Here is a 17,211-nt window from a genome sequence, read left to right as displayed (position 1 = left end):
GCCGGGCGCCGCGCTCACGGCTTGGCGATGTCGTTGGCGACCCCGTGCGGCACATGCCCGGCGGCGACGCGCTCGCGGGCGGCGCTGTCGATGTTGTGCTGCGAATCGTCGAAGAAGATGTCCGCGCCGAAGGCCTGCAGGAACGGCCCCTTGTGGCGGCCGCCGAGGAACAGCGCCTCGTCCAGGCGCACGCCCCATTCGCGCAGGGTACGGATGACCCGCTCATGGGCGGGCGCGGAGCGCGCAGTGACCAGCGCGGTGCGGATCGGCGATGCCTCGCCGGCCGGGAACGCGGACTGCAGCGCGTGCAGCGCCGACAGGAAATTACGGAACGGCCCGCCGGTCAGCGGCTCGCGCGCGTTCTCGCGTTCGTAGCGACCGAACGCCTCCACGCCCTGCTCGCGCGAGAAGCGCTCGCCTTCGTCGCCGAAGATCACCGCATCGCCGTCGAAGGCGATGCGCAACTGGGTGGACAGGCGATCGGCATCGATCGCGCCGGCGGCCGCGGCCGCTTCCTGCGCATGCTCGCCGGGCGGCTTGGGCAGGATGGTCGCCGCGGCGATGCCATGGCTGAGCGCGCGCCGCACCGACTCCGGGTTGGCCGAGAGGAACAGATCGGTGCCGAACGGCTTGACGTAGGGCCAGGTCGCCTCGCCGGAGGTGAAGGTGGCACGCACGATGCCCAGCCCGTAGTGCTGGATCGAATTGAAGATGCGCAGCCCGGTGTCGGCGGAATTGCGCGAGAGCAGGATCACCTCCACCGGCGGCGTCTCCGGCGGCGTGCCCTGGTTCAGCGCCAGCAGCTTGCGCACCACCGGAAACGCCACCCCGGGCGCCAGCACATCGTCCTCGCGCTCGCGCTGATACGCGCTGTACGCCTCCACCCCCTCGCGCTCGAACAGGGCATGGCCCTCTTCCAGATCGAACAGGGCGCGCGAGGTGACCGCGACGGTGAGCAGACGGGGGGAGTTGTCGGACATTTTGGGCTGGGAGTGGGGAATCGGGAATGGGGAATAGGGAAAAGCGGTTTGCGGGCGTGGAAGTTATCCAGGGAAAGGGAATTGCCAGGAAACCGCTCTTGCGATTCCCCATTCCCGATTCCCCACTCCCCGCCCCTACACCATAAATTGCTCGCTCAAGATCCGCTCCTCCAGATTGTGCTCCGGATCGAACAGCAGGGTGACCAGGCGGTCGCGGGATTCGCGGATGGTGACTTCGACCACGTCGCGGGTCTCGTGCGAGTCGGCGGTGACGCTGACCGGGCGCTTGTACGGGTCCAGCACGCGGAAGCGCACCTCGATGTCGGCCTTGAGGATCGCGCCGCGCCAGCGCCGCGGCCGGTACGGCGCGATCGGGGTCAGTGCCAGGGTGTGCGAGCCCAGCGGCAGGATCGGTCCGTGCGCGGAGGAGTTGTAGGCGGTGCTGCCGGCCGGGGTCGACACCAGCACGCCGTCGCAGATCAGTTCATCGACCCGGGTCTGGCCGTTGAGATCGATGCTCACGTGCGCGGCCTGACGGGTCTGCCGCAGCAGCGAGACCTCGTTGTAGGCCAGCGAGCCGGTGGTGGCGCCGGATTCGGTCTGCGCCAGCATTTCCAGCGGGCGCAGCTTGGCCGGCTCGGCCAGGGCCAGGCGCGCGACCAGGTCGTCGTCGCGGAACTGGTTCATCAGGAAGCCGACCGTGCCCAGCTTCATGCCGAACACCGGCTTGCCCAGGCTGCCGTGGCGATGCAGGGTCTGCAGCATGAAGCCGTCGCCGCCGAGCGCGCACAGCACATCGGCGTCGGCCGGCTCGCAATCGCCGTAGCGCCCGACCAGTTGGGTACGCGCGTGCTGCGCCTCCGGCGCGACGCTGGCGAGGAAACAGATGCGGGGCGAGGACGGCAGGACGGAAGCATTCATGGCCCCGATCATACCCGGGGCGCCATGACCGGCGCGCGGCGGCGAACCGGCGGCACGCGCTTGCAGCCGAGGCAGCGGCCAATCCGCGGCAGTTGCATGCCGCGTCCGCACCGCGCTGTGATGGGACCTGCCGCGACAGCCATTGCAGGCCGGTACCCGGTACCGGGCCGAGTCGCTCCGCCCGCCTTATCTGCCGGACACGAAGTCGCGACACGCAGTCTCCGTCGCCTGCTCCTGCATCGCCTGGCGCACCGATGCCGGCAGCAGCGGGCCCAGATGCTCCCGCACCTGCTGCGCCAGTTCCACGGACCGGATCTCGCCCATCCCCTCCTGCGTGCGCGCATCGGCCAGGCACAGCCAATACCAGGCGCGCGCCAGATCCCGGCACGCTTCCGGGCCGCAGGCCTGGATCCAGGCCAGTTCGGGTTCCCAGCCGGCACCCGAGCACCAGCCGGGGCGGCTCCATTCGGCCAGCAGCGCGGCATGGTCCGGGATGGTGCCCACGCCCAGGAAGCGACGGCGGCCGTACGCGCGCATGGCCACGCTGCAGCCACGGATGTCCAGCCAGGTGCGCGCATAGACCGCACGCTTCAGTGCTGCCAGTGCCGCGGCCTGCTCGCCGTTGGCGTCCAGCTGCAGAAACAGCGCATACGCGGCATCGCCCACCGATTTCCTGGCAAGTGCACGCAAGCGTCGCAGGTCGCCCTGCCGTGCCTGCTGTAGCGCACGCTGCAGCCGCAGCTCCAGCGGAGGCTGCAGTGCCAGGAAGACGATCAACAACAGGAGCACTGCGGGGATGGCCAGGTACAGCATGTACGCCTCGAAATGCGGCGCTGCAGCCGTGTGCTCGCCCGATGGCGCGGATCGTATCAGCGCGGGCTGTCAGAATCCCGCGGCCTTGCGTGACGCCGTCGCTCGCCGCAGCGGTGCGCGGCCGGCCTGGCTCCAACGGAGAACGTGGGGCGAGCGCGGATCCCCGCCAAGGACGCGTGACAGCAATCGCCTGCCACGCGCCATGCGTCACCATCGGGCGACGCGGTGCCGCAGTGGGCCAGACCCGCGCGCGCGGGCCTGGCCATCGGCGCGATCGGTCAGACGCCGTGCGCCGCCAGCTGGCCGAGTCGCTGCACCGCCACCGACACCGTCGGGTAGTCCAGCGTCTTCTGCGCAGCCAGCTCCTGCAGCATGCTCAGGGTGAAGCGCAGGCTGCTGTCGTCGCGCTGCAGCCAGTGCTGCACCTTGGCCTCGGCGGTGCCGCCCGGCAGGCTCAGCGCCTGGCCGGCCAGCACGCCGTGGTGCTTGGCCAGTTCGTCGCGCAGCACGCCGCGGGCCACCGCATGCCAGCGGCCGTTGACCTCCAGCGCGTCGATCTGCTCGAACAGCCACGGCAACTGCAGCGCCTCGCCCAGGCGGAAGTGCACCTTGGACACTTCCACCGGCTTGAGCTTGCGGGTGCGCGCCATTTCGATGATGTCGAACGCCGGCTCCAGGAAGCGCAGTTCCGACAGCTGCTGGGCGAGCGCCGGCGGCAGGCCCTTGTCCTGCCACTCCTGCACCAGGGCCTCGTAGCGCGGACGCTGCGAATCGGGCAGCACGCCGGAGGCGACGCGGATGTCGTTGAACGGCTCGTAGTAGCGCTCCACCGCCGCGGTGATGCCCGGCATCGGGCCCGGGCGGAACAGCAGCCAGCGCACGAAGGCGCGCTGCAGCGTCCAGATCACCTCCAGCGCGTCGATCTGCACCGACTCGGGCACCTTGCCGTCCAGCGCGTCGATCTGCGTCCACAGCGCGCGCGCATCCAGCGTCTCACGGCTGATGGTGTAGGCCTTGGCGACCTCGGCGATGCTGCGGCCGGTGTCTTCCTGCATGCGCATCAGGAAGGTGGCGCCCATCCGGTTGATGGTGGTGTTGGTCACCGCGGTGGCGATGATCTCGCGCTTGAGGCGGTGCCGCTCCATCGCATCGGCGTACTTCTTCTGCAGCGGCTGCGGGAAGTAGCGCTGCAGTTCCTTGGACAGGTACGGGTCCTCGGGGATGTCCGATTCCAGCAGCTGCTGGAACGCCACCAGCTTGGAGTAGGACAGCAGCACCGCCAGTTCCGGCCGGGTCAGGCCCTGGCCACGCGCCTTGCGCGCGGAGATTTCCGTGTCCGAGGGCAGGTATTCGATCTGCCGGTCGAGCAGGCCCTGCGCCTCCAGGGTGCGGATGAAGTGCTGCTTGGAGCCCAGGCGGGTGACGCTCATCCGCTCCATCAGGCTCAGCGCCTGGTTCTGGCGGATGTTGTCCCACAGCACCAGCTCGGCCACTTCGTCGGTCATCGACGCCAGCAGCTTGTTGCGCGCATCCAGGGTCAGCTTCTTGGCCTGCACCACGTCGTTGAGCAGGATCTTGATGTTGACCTCGTGGTCGGAGGTGTCCACGCCGGCCGAGTTGTCGATGAAGTCGGTGTTGAGCAACACCCCGACCTGCGCGGCCTCGATGCGGCCGAGCTGGGTCAGGCCGAGGTTGCCGCCCTCGCCCACGACCTTGCAGCGCAGCTCGCCGCCGTTGACGCGCAGACCGTTGTTGGCGCGGTCGCCGACGTCGCCGTGGGTCTCGCTGGCGGCCTTGACGTAGGTGCCGATGCCGCCGTTCCAGAACAGGTCCACCGGCGCCTTGAGGATGGCGTTCATCAGCTCGTTCGGCGAGAGTTGCTTGACGCCCGGCTCCAGGCCCAGCGCCTCGCGCACCGGCGCACTGATCTCGATCGACTTGAGCGTGCGCGGATAGATGCCGCCGCCGGCGCTGATCAGCTTGGCGTCGTAGTCGGCCCAGCTGGAGCGCGGCAGCTTGAACAGGCGCTCGCGCTCGGCGAAGGACGCCGCCGCGTCCGGGTTCGGGTCGAGGAAGATGTGGCGGTGGTCGAACGCGGCCAGCAGGCGGATGTGGCGCGACAGCAGCATGCCGTTGCCGAACACGTCGCCGGACATGTCGCCGATGCCCACGCAGGTGAAGTCCTCGCTCTGGCAGTCGCGGCCCAGCGCGCGGAAGTGGCGCTTGACCGACTCCCAGGCGCCGCGCGCGGTGATGCCCATGCCCTTGTGGTCGTAGCCGACCGAGCCGCCGGAGGCGAACGCGTCGCCCAGCCAGAAGCCGTGGTCCAGCGCCAGGCCGTTGGCGATGTCGGAGAAGGTGGCCGTGCCCTTGTCGGCGGCGACCACCAGGTACGGATCGTCCTGGTCGTGGCGCACCACCTGCGGCGGCGGCACGATCTTGCCGCCGACGATGTTGTCGGTGATGTCCAGCAGGCCCTGGATGAACAGCTTGTAGCAGGCGATGCCTTCGGCCAGCACCGCGTCGCGGTCGCCGCCGACCGGCGGGCGCTTGCAGAAGAAGCCGCCCTTGGCACCGACCGGCACGATCACCGTGTTCTTGACCATCTGCGCCTTGACCAGGCCCAGCACCTCGGTGCGGAAGTCCTCGCGCCGGTCGGACCAGCGCAGGCCGCCACGCGCCACCGCGCCGAAGCGCAGGTGCACGCCTTCCACACGCGGGCCGTACACGAAGATCTCGCGGTACGGACGCGGCTTGGGCAGGTCCGGCACCTTGGCCGAATCCAGCTTGAAGCTGATGCAGTGACCCAGCCCGCCATCGGCGGTGCGCTGGTAGTGGCTGGTGCGCAGCGTCGCCTCGATCACGCCCTTGAAGCTGCGCAGGATGCGGTCCTCGTCGAGGCTCGCGACCTGGTCGAACAGCTTCAGCAGCGCCGCCGAGACCGCCTCCAGCTGCGCGTCGCGGTTGCCGCTGCGCGCATCGATCACCGGCTGCAGCGCCTTCAGCGCCGCGGCATCGTCCTTGGCCAGCAGGTGCAGTTGCGCCGTCAGCGCGGCCTGTCCCTCGGCGATCTGCGCCTTGCTCTCGTTGCCGGTGGCCGGATCGAAGCGCGCCTCGAACAGCTCCACCAGCAGCCGCGCCAGCAGCGGATAGCGGTTGCAGGTCTCTTCCACGTAGGCCTGCGAGAACGGCACGCCGGTCTGCAGCAGGTACTTGCAGTAGCCGCGCAGCACCGAGACCTGGCGCCAGCTCAGGCTGGCGCCGACGATCAGGCGGTTGAAGCCGTCGTTCTCGGCGTCGCCGCGCCAGATCCGCACGAACGCCTCGCACAGCGGCGCGTCGGCCGCGGCCACATCGATGCTGCCGGCCAGCGGCTCCACCTCGAAGTCCTGGATCGACAGCGCGGTGCCGTCGACCACCAGCCGATAAGGACGCTCGGAGATCACCCGCAGGCCCAGGTTCTCCATCATCGGCAGCACGTCCGACAGCGGCAGGTCGTCGTGCTGGCGGTACAGCTTCAGGCGCAGGCTGTCGGCGCCGTCGCGGCGCAGCGCCTGCAGGCTCAGGTGCAGGTCTTCCGGACCGCGCAGCGCGGCCAGGCGTTCGACGTCGCGCGCGGCGATCTGCGCGGTCGACTCCTCGATGTAGCCGGCCGGCAGCGCGCGGCCGTAGCCGGCGGCCAGGCGCAGACCATCGCGCTCGCCGCAGCTGGCCACCAGCGCCTCGCGCAGGTCGTCGTGCCAGTTGCGCAGCAGGTGCGCCAGGCGCGATTCCAGTTCGGTGGTGTCGAACTCCAGCGCCTCGCCGGGCTTGGGCCGCACGATCATGTGCAGCTGCGCCAGCGGCGATTCGCCCAGCACCACGTTGGAATCGATGTACTCGCCGTGCAGCGCGTCCTTCAGCAAGGCCTCGATGCGCAGGCGCACGTCGGTGTTGAAACGCTCGCGCGGGATATACACCAGCGCGGAAATGAAGCGACCGTACTTGTCGCGGCGCAGGAACAGGCGGCTGCGCACCCGCTCCTGCAGGCCGAGAATGCCCATCGCGGTGCGGTACAGCTCTTCCTCGTTGGACTGGAACAGCTCCTCGCGCGGCAGCGTCTCCAGGATATGGCGCAGCGCCTTGCCGCTGTGGCTGCTCGGGGTCAGTTCGGACTTGCGCATCACGTAGTCGAAGCGCTCGCGCACCAGCGGGATCTCCCACGGGCGGCGGTTGTAGGCGCTGGAGGTGAACAGGCCGAGGAAACGCTGTTCGGCGACGATGCGGCCCTTGGCGTCGAATTCCAGCACGCCGATGTAGTCCATGTAGCCGCTGCGGTGCACCCGCGAGCGCGCATTGGTCTTGGTCAGGATCAGCGCTTCCTTGGTGCCGGACTCGCTGAGGCCGTGTGCGGCAAGCGTGCGCACCGGCCGCGCCGGCGACTTGTCCTGCCCGCGCAGCAGGCCCAGGCCGCTGTCTTCGAGCGGCGCCAGCACGTCTTCGCCGCCCTGCTTCTCCACGCGGTATTCGCGGTAGCCGAAGAAGGTGAAATGGTCGGCCGCGGCCCAGCGCAGGAATTCCTGCGCCTCGCGCCGGCCCTTGTCGTCCACCGGCAGGCGCCGGGTGGTCAGGTCGTCGGCCAGCGCCAGCATCTTCTCGCGCATGCCGCCCCAGTCGCGCACAATGTTGCGCACCTCGCCGAGGATGCGCCGGATCGCCGCTTCCACCTGCGCCATGTCTTCCGGCGGCTGGCGGTCGATCTCCAGCGCCATCAGCGATTCCGCCTTGCCCTCGCCCACGTTCTCCAGCGTGCCGCCCTTGTCGCGCTGCATGCGCAGCACCGGGTGGCCGAGCACGTGCACGCCGATGCCCAGCTCCGCCAGCGCCATGCTCACCGAGTCGACCAGGAACGGCATGTCGTCGTTGACGATCTGCAGCACCGTGTGCGACGACTCCCAGCCATCGTCCTTCAGGTTCGGGTTGAACACCCGCACGTTGACCGTGCCCGGCTTGCGCTTGCGTGCGAACTCCAGCATCGACGCGGCCAGCGCCGCCCACTCCTGCGCGCTGTGGTGGGGGAACTCGTCCTCCTCCATGCGCTTGTAGAACTCCTCAGCGAAGGTCTGCGCCTCCTCCTGCCGCGCGGCCGGATAGCGCTTGCGCAGCGCCGCGAACACCGAGGCCAGGCTGAAGGCGCTGGCGGCCGGCGCCGCGTCGATCACCTTGGCGGTCGCCGGCACGGTCGCGGCCAGCCTGGGCGGCGTCGCGGCCTTGCGCGGGGCGGCGGCCTTGGCCGCAGGCTTGGCGGCCGCCTTGGTCTTGGCAGGCGCCTTGGCCGGCTTGGTGGCGGACGGGGTCGCGGAGGTGCGGGTGGCGGCCGAAGATTTGGAACGGGAAGCGGCGTGTTTGGGTTTCATGACGGAGAGCAGCAACGATGCTCGATGGGAAAGCCGGAATTGTACCGGTGCTCCGTTCAACTACCTTGCTGCATCGCAAACCAATGGAGCGGCCGCGGCGACGCGCCAGATCGCGCAAAGCGACCGCAACACCATCATCACGCGGCGGTCACCATGCTTTGCCGGCCACGCTTTTGTCAGCAAGAACACCCCTGTGTCAAGGCTGTTCTAATTCTAAACTGGACGGTATAGTCCACAATCGATGAGCACTCCCCTCGCCTCCGCCGCACAGCGCCAGGCGCGCGACCAGCGCGTGTACGCTGCCGTGCGCGAATTGCTGGCCGAGGAAGGCATGGGCCTGAGCATGGATGCAGTGGCGGCACGTGCCGGCTGCTCCAAGCAGACCCTGTACAGCCGCTACCGCAGCAAGCAGGGCCTGCTGCGGCGGGCGATGCAGGATCACCTGGACCTGGCCACCGCGCACCTGGAGCCGGTGCAGGACGACCTGCGCGGCAGCCTGCTGCGTTTCGCCTGCGAGTACCTGGAACAGCTGTCGGAACCGCGTGTGCTGCAGAGTTGCCAGCTGATCGCCGCCGAGTCGCGGCACTTCCCCGAAGAAGCGCGCGCCATGTTCCGCGACAGCGCCGGCGCGCTGATGCAGCGCCTGAGCGAGCGCCTGCGCGGCGCCATGGCGCGCGGCCAGCTCCGGCATGACGATCCGCACTTCATGGCCGAGCTGCTGTTGAGCATGATCGTCGGCATGGATTTCGAGCGTCAGCGCTTCCACAGCGCGCATCGCGGCGACGCCGCCGCGCAGCGCGCCTGGGCCGAGTTCGCCGTGGACGGCTTCTTGCGCGCGTTCGCCGCCGCCCCTTTCCTTCCTTCTACAAAACCAGACCGGAGTACCACCCGATGACCTCCCCGTTGCGTTCTCTCGCCCTGGCCTGCGCCGTCGTGGTGGTGTTGGCGTCCTGCAAGAAACAGGAGCAGCAGCAGGCCATGCCGCCGCCGGAAGTGGGCGTGCTGCAGGCGCAGCCGCAGACCGTGCCGCTTGAGCGCGAACTGGTCGGCCGCCTGTCCGCGTTCCGCAGCGCCGACGTGCGCGCCCGCGTGCCCGGCGTACTGGAAAAGCGCCTGTACACCGAAGGCACCGACGTCAAGGAAGGCCAGCCGCTGTTCCAGATCGACCCGGCGCCGCTGCGTGCGACCCTGGCCTCGGCGCAGGGCCAGCTGGCCGCGGCCGAAGCCACCTACGCCAACGCCAAGGCCGCCGCCGCCCGCGCGCGCAGCCTGGCGCCGCAGGCCTACGTGTCCAAGTCCGACCTGGACAACGCCGAGGCCACCGAACGCAGCTCCGCCGCGTCGGTGCAGCAGGCCCGTGCGGCGGTGGAAACCGCGCGCATCAACCTCGGCTACGCCACCGTCACTGCGCCGATCGCCGGCCGCGCCGGCAAGCAGCAGGTCACCGAGGGCGCGCTGGTCGGCCAGGGCGACAGCACGCTGCTGACCACGATCGACCAGTTGGACCCGCTGTACGTCAACTTCTCGATGAGTTCCGACGAACTGGCGCAGCTGCGCCAGGCGCAGACCGAAGGCAACGTCGCCCTCAACGCCGAGGACAAGTCCACCGTGCAGATCAAGCTCGGCGACGGCAGCACCTATGCGCATGCCGGCACCCTGGACTTCTCCGGCGCTGCGGTCGACCCGAGCACCGGCTCGGTGACGCTGCGCGCGCTGCTGCCCAATCCGGACCGGGTGCTGCTGCCCGGCGCCTTCGTCAGCTTCTCGGCCAACCTGGGCCAGCGCAAGGACGTGTACCTGATCCCGCAGGCGGCCGTGCTGCGCGACGCCAAGGGCGCCTATGCCTTGGTCGTCGGCAAGGACAGCAAGGTGGTGCGCAAGGACCTGACCACGGTCGGCCAGCAGGGCGACAAGTGGATCGTCAGCGGCGGCCTGCAGAACGGCGACCAGGTCGTGGTCAGCGGCCTGCCCAAGGTCAAGGAAGGCGCACCGGCCGTGGCCAAACCGTGGGATCCGAATGCCGCCGCCCAGGGCCAGGGCCCGGGTGCCGGCGCAGCGCCCGGCCAGGGTGCCCAAGGCGCCGCGGCGCCGGCCAAGGGCGCCGCCCCGGCGCAGGGCGCAGCGCACGGCGATGCGCCGAACGCCGCCTCGCCTTCCGACCAGCCGAAGCAGTAACGGACTCCCCCCATGCCTAAGTTCTTCATCGAACACCCGGTCTTCGCCTGGGTGGTGGCGATCCTGATCTCGCTCAGCGGCGTGATCGCCATCCTCAATCTCGGCGTCGAGTCGTATCCCTCGATCGCCCCACCCCAGGTCACCGTCAACGCCACCTATCCCGGCGCCAGCGCCAGCACCACCGAACGCTCGGTCACCCAGGTCATCGAGCAGCAGCTGACCGGCATCGACCACCTGCTGTACTTCAGCTCGTCGTCGTCCTCCAGCGGCAGCGCCACCATCACCCTGACCTTCGAGACCGGCACCGACCCGGACATCGCCCAGGTGCAGGTGCAGAACAAGGTGTCGCTGGCGACCCCGCGCCTGCCCTCGGAAGTGACCGCGCAGGGCGTGGTGGTGGCCAAGGCCAACGCCGGCTTCCTCAGCGTGATCGCGCTGCGTTCGGACAACCCGTCGATCGACCGCGACGCGCTCAACGACATCGTCGGGTCGCGCGTGCTGGAACAGATCTCGCGCGTGCCCGGCGTCGGCAGCACCCAGCAGTTCGGTGCCGAGTACGCCATGGACATCTGGTTGAACCCGGAGAAGCTGCAGGGTTACCACATGTCCGCCACGGACGTGTACAACGCGATCCGCGCGCAGAACGTGCAGTTCGCCGCCGGCTCGCTCGGTTCGGATCCGGCGCCGCAGGGCCAGTCGTTCACCGCCACGGTCAGCGCCGAGGGCCGCTTCACCTCGCCCGAGCAGTTCGAGAACATCATCCTGCGCGCCGACGGCAACGGCACCGTGGTGCGGCTGAAGGACGTGGCCCGGGTCGCGTTCGGCCCGACCAACTTCGGCTTCGACACCCAGTACAACGGCAAGCCGACCGGCGCCTTCGCCATCCAGCTGCTGCCGGGCGCCAATGCGCTGAGCGTGTCCGAGGCGGTCAAGGCCAAGATGGACGAGCTGCAGCCCAGCTTCCCGCAGGGCGTCACCTGGTTCACGCCGTACGAGAGCACCACCTTCGTCAAGATCTCGATCGAGGAAGTGGTCAAGACCCTGGCCGAGGCGATCGTGCTGGTGTTCCTGGTGATGCTGGTGTTCCTGCAGAACTTCCGCGCCACCATCATCCCCACCCTGGTCATCCCGGTGGCGCTGCTGGGCACCTTCCTGGGCATGTGGGCGATCGGCTTCACCATCAACCAGCTGACCCTGTTCGCGATGGTGCTGGCGATCGGCATCGTGGTCGACGACGCGATCGTGGTGATCGAGAACGTCGAACGCATCATGTCCGAGGAGCACCTGGCGCCGAAGGCGGCCACGCACAAGGCGATGACCCAGATCACCGGCGCGGTGGTGGCCATCACCGTGGTGCTGGCGGCGGTGTTCATTCCGTCGGCGATGCAGCCCGGCGCGGCCGGCGCGATCTACAAGCAGTTCGCGATCACCATCGCCATGTCGATGGCGTTCTCCGCCTTCCTGGCGCTGAGCTTCACCCCTGCGCTGTGTGCGGCGTTCCTCAAGCCCACCCACAACGACAACCCGAACTGGGTCTACCGCACCTTCAACAAGTACTACGACAAGCTGGCGCACCGCTACGTCGGCGCGGTGGGCAACACCATCCGCCGCGCGCCGCGCTGGATGGCGGTGTTCGCCCTGCTGGTGGTGCTGTGCGGCTTCCTGTTCACGCGCATGCCGGGCAGCTTCCTGCCGGAAGAGGACCAGGGCTTCGCGCTGGCGATCGTGCAGCTGCCGCCGGGTGCGACCAAGACCCGCACCAACGAGGTGTTCGCGCAGATGCGCGGCGTGCTGCAGCAGCAGAAGGCGGTCGAAGGCATGCTGCAGGTGGCCGGCTTCAGCTTCCTGGGCCGCGGCGAGAACGTGGGCATGGGCTTCATCCGGCTCAAGCCCTGGGACGAGCGCGACATCGCCGCCGGCGACCTGATCCAGCAGTTGAACGGGATGTTCTACGGCATCAAGGACGCGCAGATCTTCGTGGTCAACCTGCCCACGGTGAACGGCCTGGGCCAGTTCGGCGGCTTCGACATGTGGCTGCAGGACCGCAGCGGCCAGGGCGAGGAAGCCCTGCTGCAGGCACGCAACATCGTGCTCGGCAAGGCCGCGCAGCGCCAGGACACCCTGGCCGGCGTGCGTCCGAACGGCCTGGAGAACTCGCCGCAGCTGCAGTTGAAGGTGGACCGCGTGCAGGCGCAGTCGATGGGCCTGTCGGTCAACGACATCTACCAGTCGATCCAGCTGATGCTGGCGCCGGTGTACGTCAACGACTTCTTCTACGAAGGCCGCATCAAGCGCGTCAACATGCAGGCCGACGCGCCGTTCCGCACCGGTCCGGAGTCGCTGCGTAACTTCTACGTGCCCAGCAGCACCGCCTCCGATAGCAGCGGCCTGCCGCAGATGATCCCGCTGAGCACGGTGGTGAGCTCGGACTGGATCTACAGCTCGCCGTCGCTGAGCCGCTACAACGGCTACTCGGCGATCAACATCGTCGGCAACCCGGCGCCGGGCGGCAGTTCCGGCCAGGCGATGAGCGCGATGGAGGACATCGTCAACAACGACCTGCCGCCGGGCTTCGGCTTCGACTGGAGCGGCATGTCGTACCAGGAAATCATCGCCGGCAACACCGCCACGCTGCTGCTGGTGCTGTCGATCGTGGTGGTGTTCCTGTGCCTGGCGGCGCTGTACGAAAGCTGGTCGATCCCGGTGTCGGTGCTGCTGGTGGTGCCGATCGGCGTGCTCGGCGCGGTGGCGTTCTCGCTGCTGCGCGGCCTGCCCAACGACATCTACTTCAAGATCGGCCTGATCACGGTGATCGGCCTGGCCGCCAAGAACGCGATCCTGATCGTCGAGTTCGCGGTGGAGCAGCGGGCGATGGGCAAGACCCTGCGCGAGGCCGCGGCCGAGGCGGCGCACCTGCGTTTCCGCCCGATCCTGATGACCTCGTTCGCCTTCATCCTCGGCGTGCTGCCGATGGCGATCTCCACCGGCGCCGGCGCCAACGCCCGCCACGCCATCGGTACCGGCGTGATCGGCGGCATGCTGTTCGCCACCGTGCTGGGCGTGCTGTTCATCCCGCTGTTCTTCGTGATGGTGCGGCGCATGCTCGGCGACAAGCTGGACGAGCCGTCGAAGGAGTTCACGCAGATGCAGGAAGCCGGCCTGGCGCGGCATCAGCCGGATCGCTGAGGAGCCGGGATTGGGGATTGGGGATTCGGGAGTGGGGATTCGTCGGTCGAGTCCCGCTCCCGGTCCTGATACCTCTCTGTAGAAACAAACAAAAAGCGGCCGCAAGGCCGCTTTTTGTTGTCCGGGAATCTGGTCGGGAAGCGCGACCCAACACCCCATGCAGGCGGAGCGCTCCTTGAAGGCTGAGCGCTCCTTGTGGGAGGGACTTCAGTCCCGACGCATTGCAGCCCGAACGCCACTCATCCCTTTTCCACAAAAAGAAAAAAGCGGCCTTGCGGCCGCTTCTCCTGATGCCTCAACCGATTCGGGAACCGGCGAATCCCCAATTCCGAATCCCCACTCCCGGCCTCACCGCAACCCGGTCTCGTTACGCGCGATCACCAGGCGCTGGATCTCGCTGGTGCCTTCGTAGATCTCGGTGATCTTGGCATCGCGGAAGTAACGCTCCAGCGGCATCTCCTTGGAATAGCCCATGCCGCCGTGGATCTGCACCGCCTGGTGGGTGATCCACATCGCCGCCTCGGAGGCGGTCAGCTTGGCCACCGAGGCCTCGGTGGTGAAGCGCTGGCCCTGCCCCTTCAGCCAGGCCGCGCGCAAGGTCAGCAGCAGCGCCGCGTCCAGCTTGCACTTCATGTCGGCGATCTTGGCCTGGGTCATCTGGAACGCGCCGATCGGCGAACCGAACGCCTTGCGCTCCTTCACGTACTCCAGGGTGGCCTCGTAGGCGGCGCGGGCCAGGCCGATCGCCTGCGAGGCGATGCCGATGCGGCCGGCGTCGAGCACGCTCATCGCGATCTTGAAGCCCTCGCCCGGCGTGCCCAGCACCTCGTCGGCGCTGGCCACGTAGTCCTGGAACTCGATCTCGCAGGTGGCCGAGGCGCGGATGCCGAGCTTGGGCTCGGTCTTGCCGCGGTGGAAGCCGGGCTTGTCGGTGTCGACCACGAAGGCGGTGATGCCGCGCGCGCCCTTGTCCGGCTCGCTCATCGCGAACAGCACGATGTACTTGGCGACCGGGCCGGAGGTGATCCAGCTCTTCTTGCCGTTGATGACGAAGCTGCCGTCGTCCTGGCGCACCGCGCGGCACCGCATCGCGGTGGCGTCGGAGCCGGATTGCGGCTCGGTCAGCGCGAAGGCGCCGATCTCGCGACCTTCGGCGATGGCGCGCACGTACTTCTGCTTCTGTTCCTCGTTGCCGTTCTTGAGGATGCCGGCGCAGAACAGCGAGTTGTTGACCGACATGATGGTCGAATGCGCCGCATCGCCAGCGGCGATCTCGACCATCGCCAGCACATAGGCGATCGGGTCCATGCCGGCGCCGCCGTACTCTTCCGGCACCTCGATGCCCATCAGCCCGTTCTCGCCCAGCAGGCGGATGTTCTCCAGCGGGAATTCGCCGGCACGGTCGTGGTGCTCGGCGCTGGGGGCGATGCGCTCCTGGGCGATGCGCCGCGCCACGTCCTGGATCATCAATTGCTCTTCGGTAAAGCTGAAATCCACGTCGAACCCCTCCCGGGCATATTGGTCCGGCCATTGTAGCCGTGCCGACCATACGCCGGCGTGTGCAACTTGACCGGAACCGCCGCGCGGACCAAAATATCTCTATATCGCGATAGGAAGATATTTATGGATCTGGAGGACTGGTCGTCCCGGCTGAAGGTCTTCGCCGACGCCACCCGCGTGCGCCTGCTGGCACTGCTGGAACAGGAGGAACTGACCGTGGCCGAGTTGTCGGCCATCACCCGCCTGGCGCAGCCGCGGGTCTCGACCCACCTGGCCAAGCTCAAGGAGGCCGGGCTGGTGCGCGACCGCCGCGCCGGCGTGTCGGCCTATTATCGCTTCGACGAGACCCTGCTGGACCCGGCCCAGCGCGCGCTGTGGCTGGCGCTGAGCACCGGCAGCGACGACCCGCTGCTGCGCCAGGACGCCGAGCGCGTGGCCGCGGTGCTGGCCAACCGCGCCGCCGACCAGAACTGGGCCGACTCGGTGGCCGGCGACATGGAGCGCCACTATTCGCCCGGCCGCACCTGGGAAGCGCTGGCACGCACCGCCCTGCCGCTGCTGGAGACCGGCGACGTGCTCGACATCGCCTCCGGCGACGGCGTGCTGGCCGAACTGGTGGCGCCGCACGCACGCCGCTATGTCTGCATCGACACCAGCGCACGGGTGGTGGCCGCGGCCAGCGAACGCCTGCGCCGGCTCGGCAACGTGGAAGTGCGCGAAGGCGACATGCATGCCCTGCCCTTCGCCGATGCCAGCTTCGACCTGGTGGTGATGATGCATGCCCTGACCTATGCGACCAAGCCGGCGCAGGCGGTCTGCGAATCGGCGCGGGTGCTGCGCCCGGGCGGCCGCCTGCTGCTGTGCAGCCTGGCGCGCCACGAGCACAAGGCCGCGGTGCAGGCCTACGGCCACGTCAACCTCGGCTTTTCGGCCAAGGAACTGCGCAAGTTCGTCGGCAAGGCCGGGCTCGAAGTCTCCAGCCTGGAAACCGTGACCCGCGAGAAGCGCCCGCCGCACTTCGAAGTGATTTCGTTGATTGCTGGGAAGCCGGGATTGGGGAGTGGGGATTCGGGATTGGAGAAGGCAAAAGCCAAGGCGGAGGCAGGAGCATGAGTCGCGCGGCTGTTTCACCAATCCCCAATGCCCAATCCCCAATCCCGGGCCTGCACTGGCTAAACTCAGAGCGCACGCAAAAACTGCTGCAGGCCCTGTCCGAACGCATCCTGATCATCGATGGGGCGATGGGCACGATGATCCAGCGCCATGGGCTGCAGGAGGCCGATTACCGCGGCGAGCGCTTCGCCGAGGGCTACGACGCGCAGGCCGGGCACGTGCACGGCCCCGGCTGCGACCACGCGCCGCAGGGCCACGACCTGAAGGGCAACAACGACCTGCTGCTGCTGACCCGCCCGGAGGTGATCGCCGAGATCCACCGCGCCTACCTCGATGCCGGCGCCGACCTGCTCGAGACCAATACCTTCAACGCGACGTCGATCAGCCAGGCCGACTACCACCTGGAACACCTGGTCTACGAACTCAACAAGGCCGGCGCGCAGGTCGCGCGTGCCTGCTGCGACGCGGTCGAAGCGCTGACGCCGGACAAGCCGCGGTTCGTGATCGGCGTGCTCGGCCCGACCAGCCGCACCGCCTCGATCAGCCCGGACGTCAACGACCCCGGCTTCCGCAACACCAGCTTCGACGAACTGCGCGCCACCTACCGCGAGGCCATCGACGGCCTGATCGACGGCGGCGCCGACACGCTGATGGTGGAGACCATCTTCGACACGCTCAACGCCAAGGCCGCGCTGTACGCGATCGAGGAAGTGTTCGACGCGCGCGGCGGGCGCCTGCCGGTGATGATCTCCGGCACCATCACCGACGCCTCCGGCCGCACCCTGTCCGGGCAGACCGCCGAGGCGTTCTATGCCTCGGTCGCGCACGGGCGGCCGCTGTCGGTCGGACTGAACTGCGCGCTCGGCGCCAAGGACCTGCGCCCGCACGTGGAGACCCTGGCGCGCATCGCCGATGGCTACGTCAGCGCGCATCCCAACGCCGGCCTGCCCAACGCCTTCGGCGAGTACGACGAGACCCCCGAGGAAATGGCGGCGACGCTGCGCGAGTTCGCCGAGTCCGGGCTGCTGAACCTGGTCGGCGGCTGCTGCGGCACCACCCCGGCGCACATCCGCGCCATCGCCGAGGCGGTCCGCGGGCTGCCGCCGCGCGTGCCGCTGGCGGCGCCA

General features: G+C 68.7%; 10 protein-coding genes. 5 read left to right on the top strand and 5 right to left on the bottom strand.

Translation table 11 applies throughout. The annotated features are described in order from the left end of the window. Window positions 1–14: 14 nt before the first annotated feature. From D183_RS0102575 to D183_RS0102560, 4 genes are all read right to left on the bottom strand, one after another. The gene (locus D183_RS0102575; protein WP_017907609.1) at window positions 15–980 is read right to left on the bottom strand and encodes a 5'-nucleotidase; all 966 of its coding nucleotides are present in this window, start codon (window positions 978–980) and stop codon (window positions 15–17) included. A gap of 135 nt (window positions 981–1,115) precedes the next feature. After that, window positions 1,116–1,886 carry an NAD kinase gene (locus tag D183_RS0102570; protein ID WP_026143327.1) on the bottom strand — a complete coding sequence of 257 codons (771 nt, stop codon included), beginning with the start codon at window positions 1,884–1,886 and terminating at the stop codon, window positions 1,116–1,118. Between the two features lie 201 nt (window positions 1,887–2,087). Next, on the bottom strand, window positions 2,088–2,714 hold the full coding sequence (locus tag D183_RS0102565; RefSeq protein ID WP_017907607.1) for a hypothetical protein: 627 nt from the start codon (window positions 2,712–2,714) through the stop codon (window positions 2,088–2,090). Window positions 2,715–2,992: 278 nt separating this feature from the next. Next, window positions 2,993–7,933 carry an NAD-glutamate dehydrogenase domain-containing protein gene (locus D183_RS0102560; RefSeq protein WP_051067600.1) on the bottom strand — a complete coding sequence of 1,647 codons (4,941 nt, stop codon included), beginning with the start codon at window positions 7,931–7,933 and terminating at the stop codon, window positions 2,993–2,995. A 418-nt stretch (window positions 7,934–8,351) separates the two neighbouring features. On the opposite strand from D183_RS0102560, the gene D183_RS0102555 reads away from it, so the two are divergent. From D183_RS0102555 to D183_RS0102545, 3 genes are read left to right on the top strand one after another with little or no spacing between them, the layout of a single operon-like run. After that, a complete protein-coding gene (locus D183_RS0102555; protein ID WP_017907605.1) occupies window positions 8,352–9,005 on the top strand; it encodes a TetR/AcrR family transcriptional regulator in 654 nt (217 codons plus the stop codon). After that, entirely contained in the window at window positions 9,002–10,285 is a 1,284-nt protein-coding gene (locus D183_RS0102550; protein WP_017907604.1) for an efflux RND transporter periplasmic adaptor subunit, read from the top strand. Before D183_RS0102555 ends, D183_RS0102550 begins: the two co-directional genes overlap by 4 nt. Before the next feature lie 12 nt (window positions 10,286–10,297). Further along, window positions 10,298–13,471 carry a multidrug efflux RND transporter permease subunit gene (locus tag D183_RS0102545; protein ID WP_017907603.1) on the top strand — a complete coding sequence of 1,058 codons (3,174 nt, stop codon included), beginning with the start codon at window positions 10,298–10,300 and terminating at the stop codon, window positions 13,469–13,471. Between the two features lie 348 nt (window positions 13,472–13,819). Here D183_RS0102545 and D183_RS0102540 read toward each other — a convergent pair whose 3' ends face one another. After that, window positions 13,820–14,968, bottom strand: coding sequence for an acyl-CoA dehydrogenase family protein (locus D183_RS0102540; RefSeq protein WP_017907602.1), 1,149 nt, complete (start codon window positions 14,966–14,968; stop codon window positions 13,820–13,822). A gap of 126 nt (window positions 14,969–15,094) precedes the next feature. Here D183_RS0102540 and D183_RS0102535 point away from each other — a divergent pair, with 126 nt between their 5' ends. Then, window positions 15,095–16,084: an ArsR/SmtB family transcription factor gene (locus tag D183_RS0102535; RefSeq protein ID WP_017907601.1), complete on the top strand. Its 990-nt coding sequence runs from the start codon at window positions 15,095–15,097 to the stop codon at window positions 16,082–16,084. Beyond that, window positions 16,081–17,211: homocysteine S-methyltransferase family protein (locus D183_RS0102530; protein ID WP_026144124.1), on the top strand; the 1,131-nt coding region annotated here is incomplete at its 3' end. The genes D183_RS0102535 and D183_RS0102530, both read left to right, overlap by 4 nt.

The sequence above is a fragment of the Xanthomonas sp. SHU 199 genome (genome assembly GCF_000364665.1).
In the GTDB taxonomy this organism is placed as follows: Bacteria; Pseudomonadota; Gammaproteobacteria; order Xanthomonadales; family Xanthomonadaceae; genus Xanthomonas_A; species Xanthomonas_A sontii.
This window is presented reverse-complemented; position numbering and strand designations above follow the sequence as displayed.

Bases quoted from the DNA above. Each gene is read 5' to 3' on its own strand.
- D183_RS0102575 (WP_017907609.1), bottom strand. From the start codon at position 980: ATGTCCGACAACTCCCCCCGTCTGCTCACCGTCGCGGTCACCTCGCGC.
- D183_RS0102565 (WP_017907607.1), bottom strand. From the start codon at position 2,714: ATGCTGTACCTGGCCATCCCCGCAGTGCTCCTGTTGTTGATCGTCTTC.
- D183_RS0102555 (WP_017907605.1), top strand. From the start codon at position 8,352: ATGAGCACTCCCCTCGCCTCCGCCGCACAGCGCCAGGCGCGCGACCAG.
- D183_RS0102550 (WP_017907604.1), top strand. From the start codon at position 9,002: ATGACCTCCCCGTTGCGTTCTCTCGCCCTGGCCTGCGCCGTCGTGGTG.
- D183_RS0102545 (WP_017907603.1), top strand. From the start codon at position 10,298: ATGCCTAAGTTCTTCATCGAACACCCGGTCTTCGCCTGGGTGGTGGCG.
- D183_RS0102535 (WP_017907601.1), top strand. From the start codon at position 15,095: ATGGATCTGGAGGACTGGTCGTCCCGGCTGAAGGTCTTCGCCGACGCC.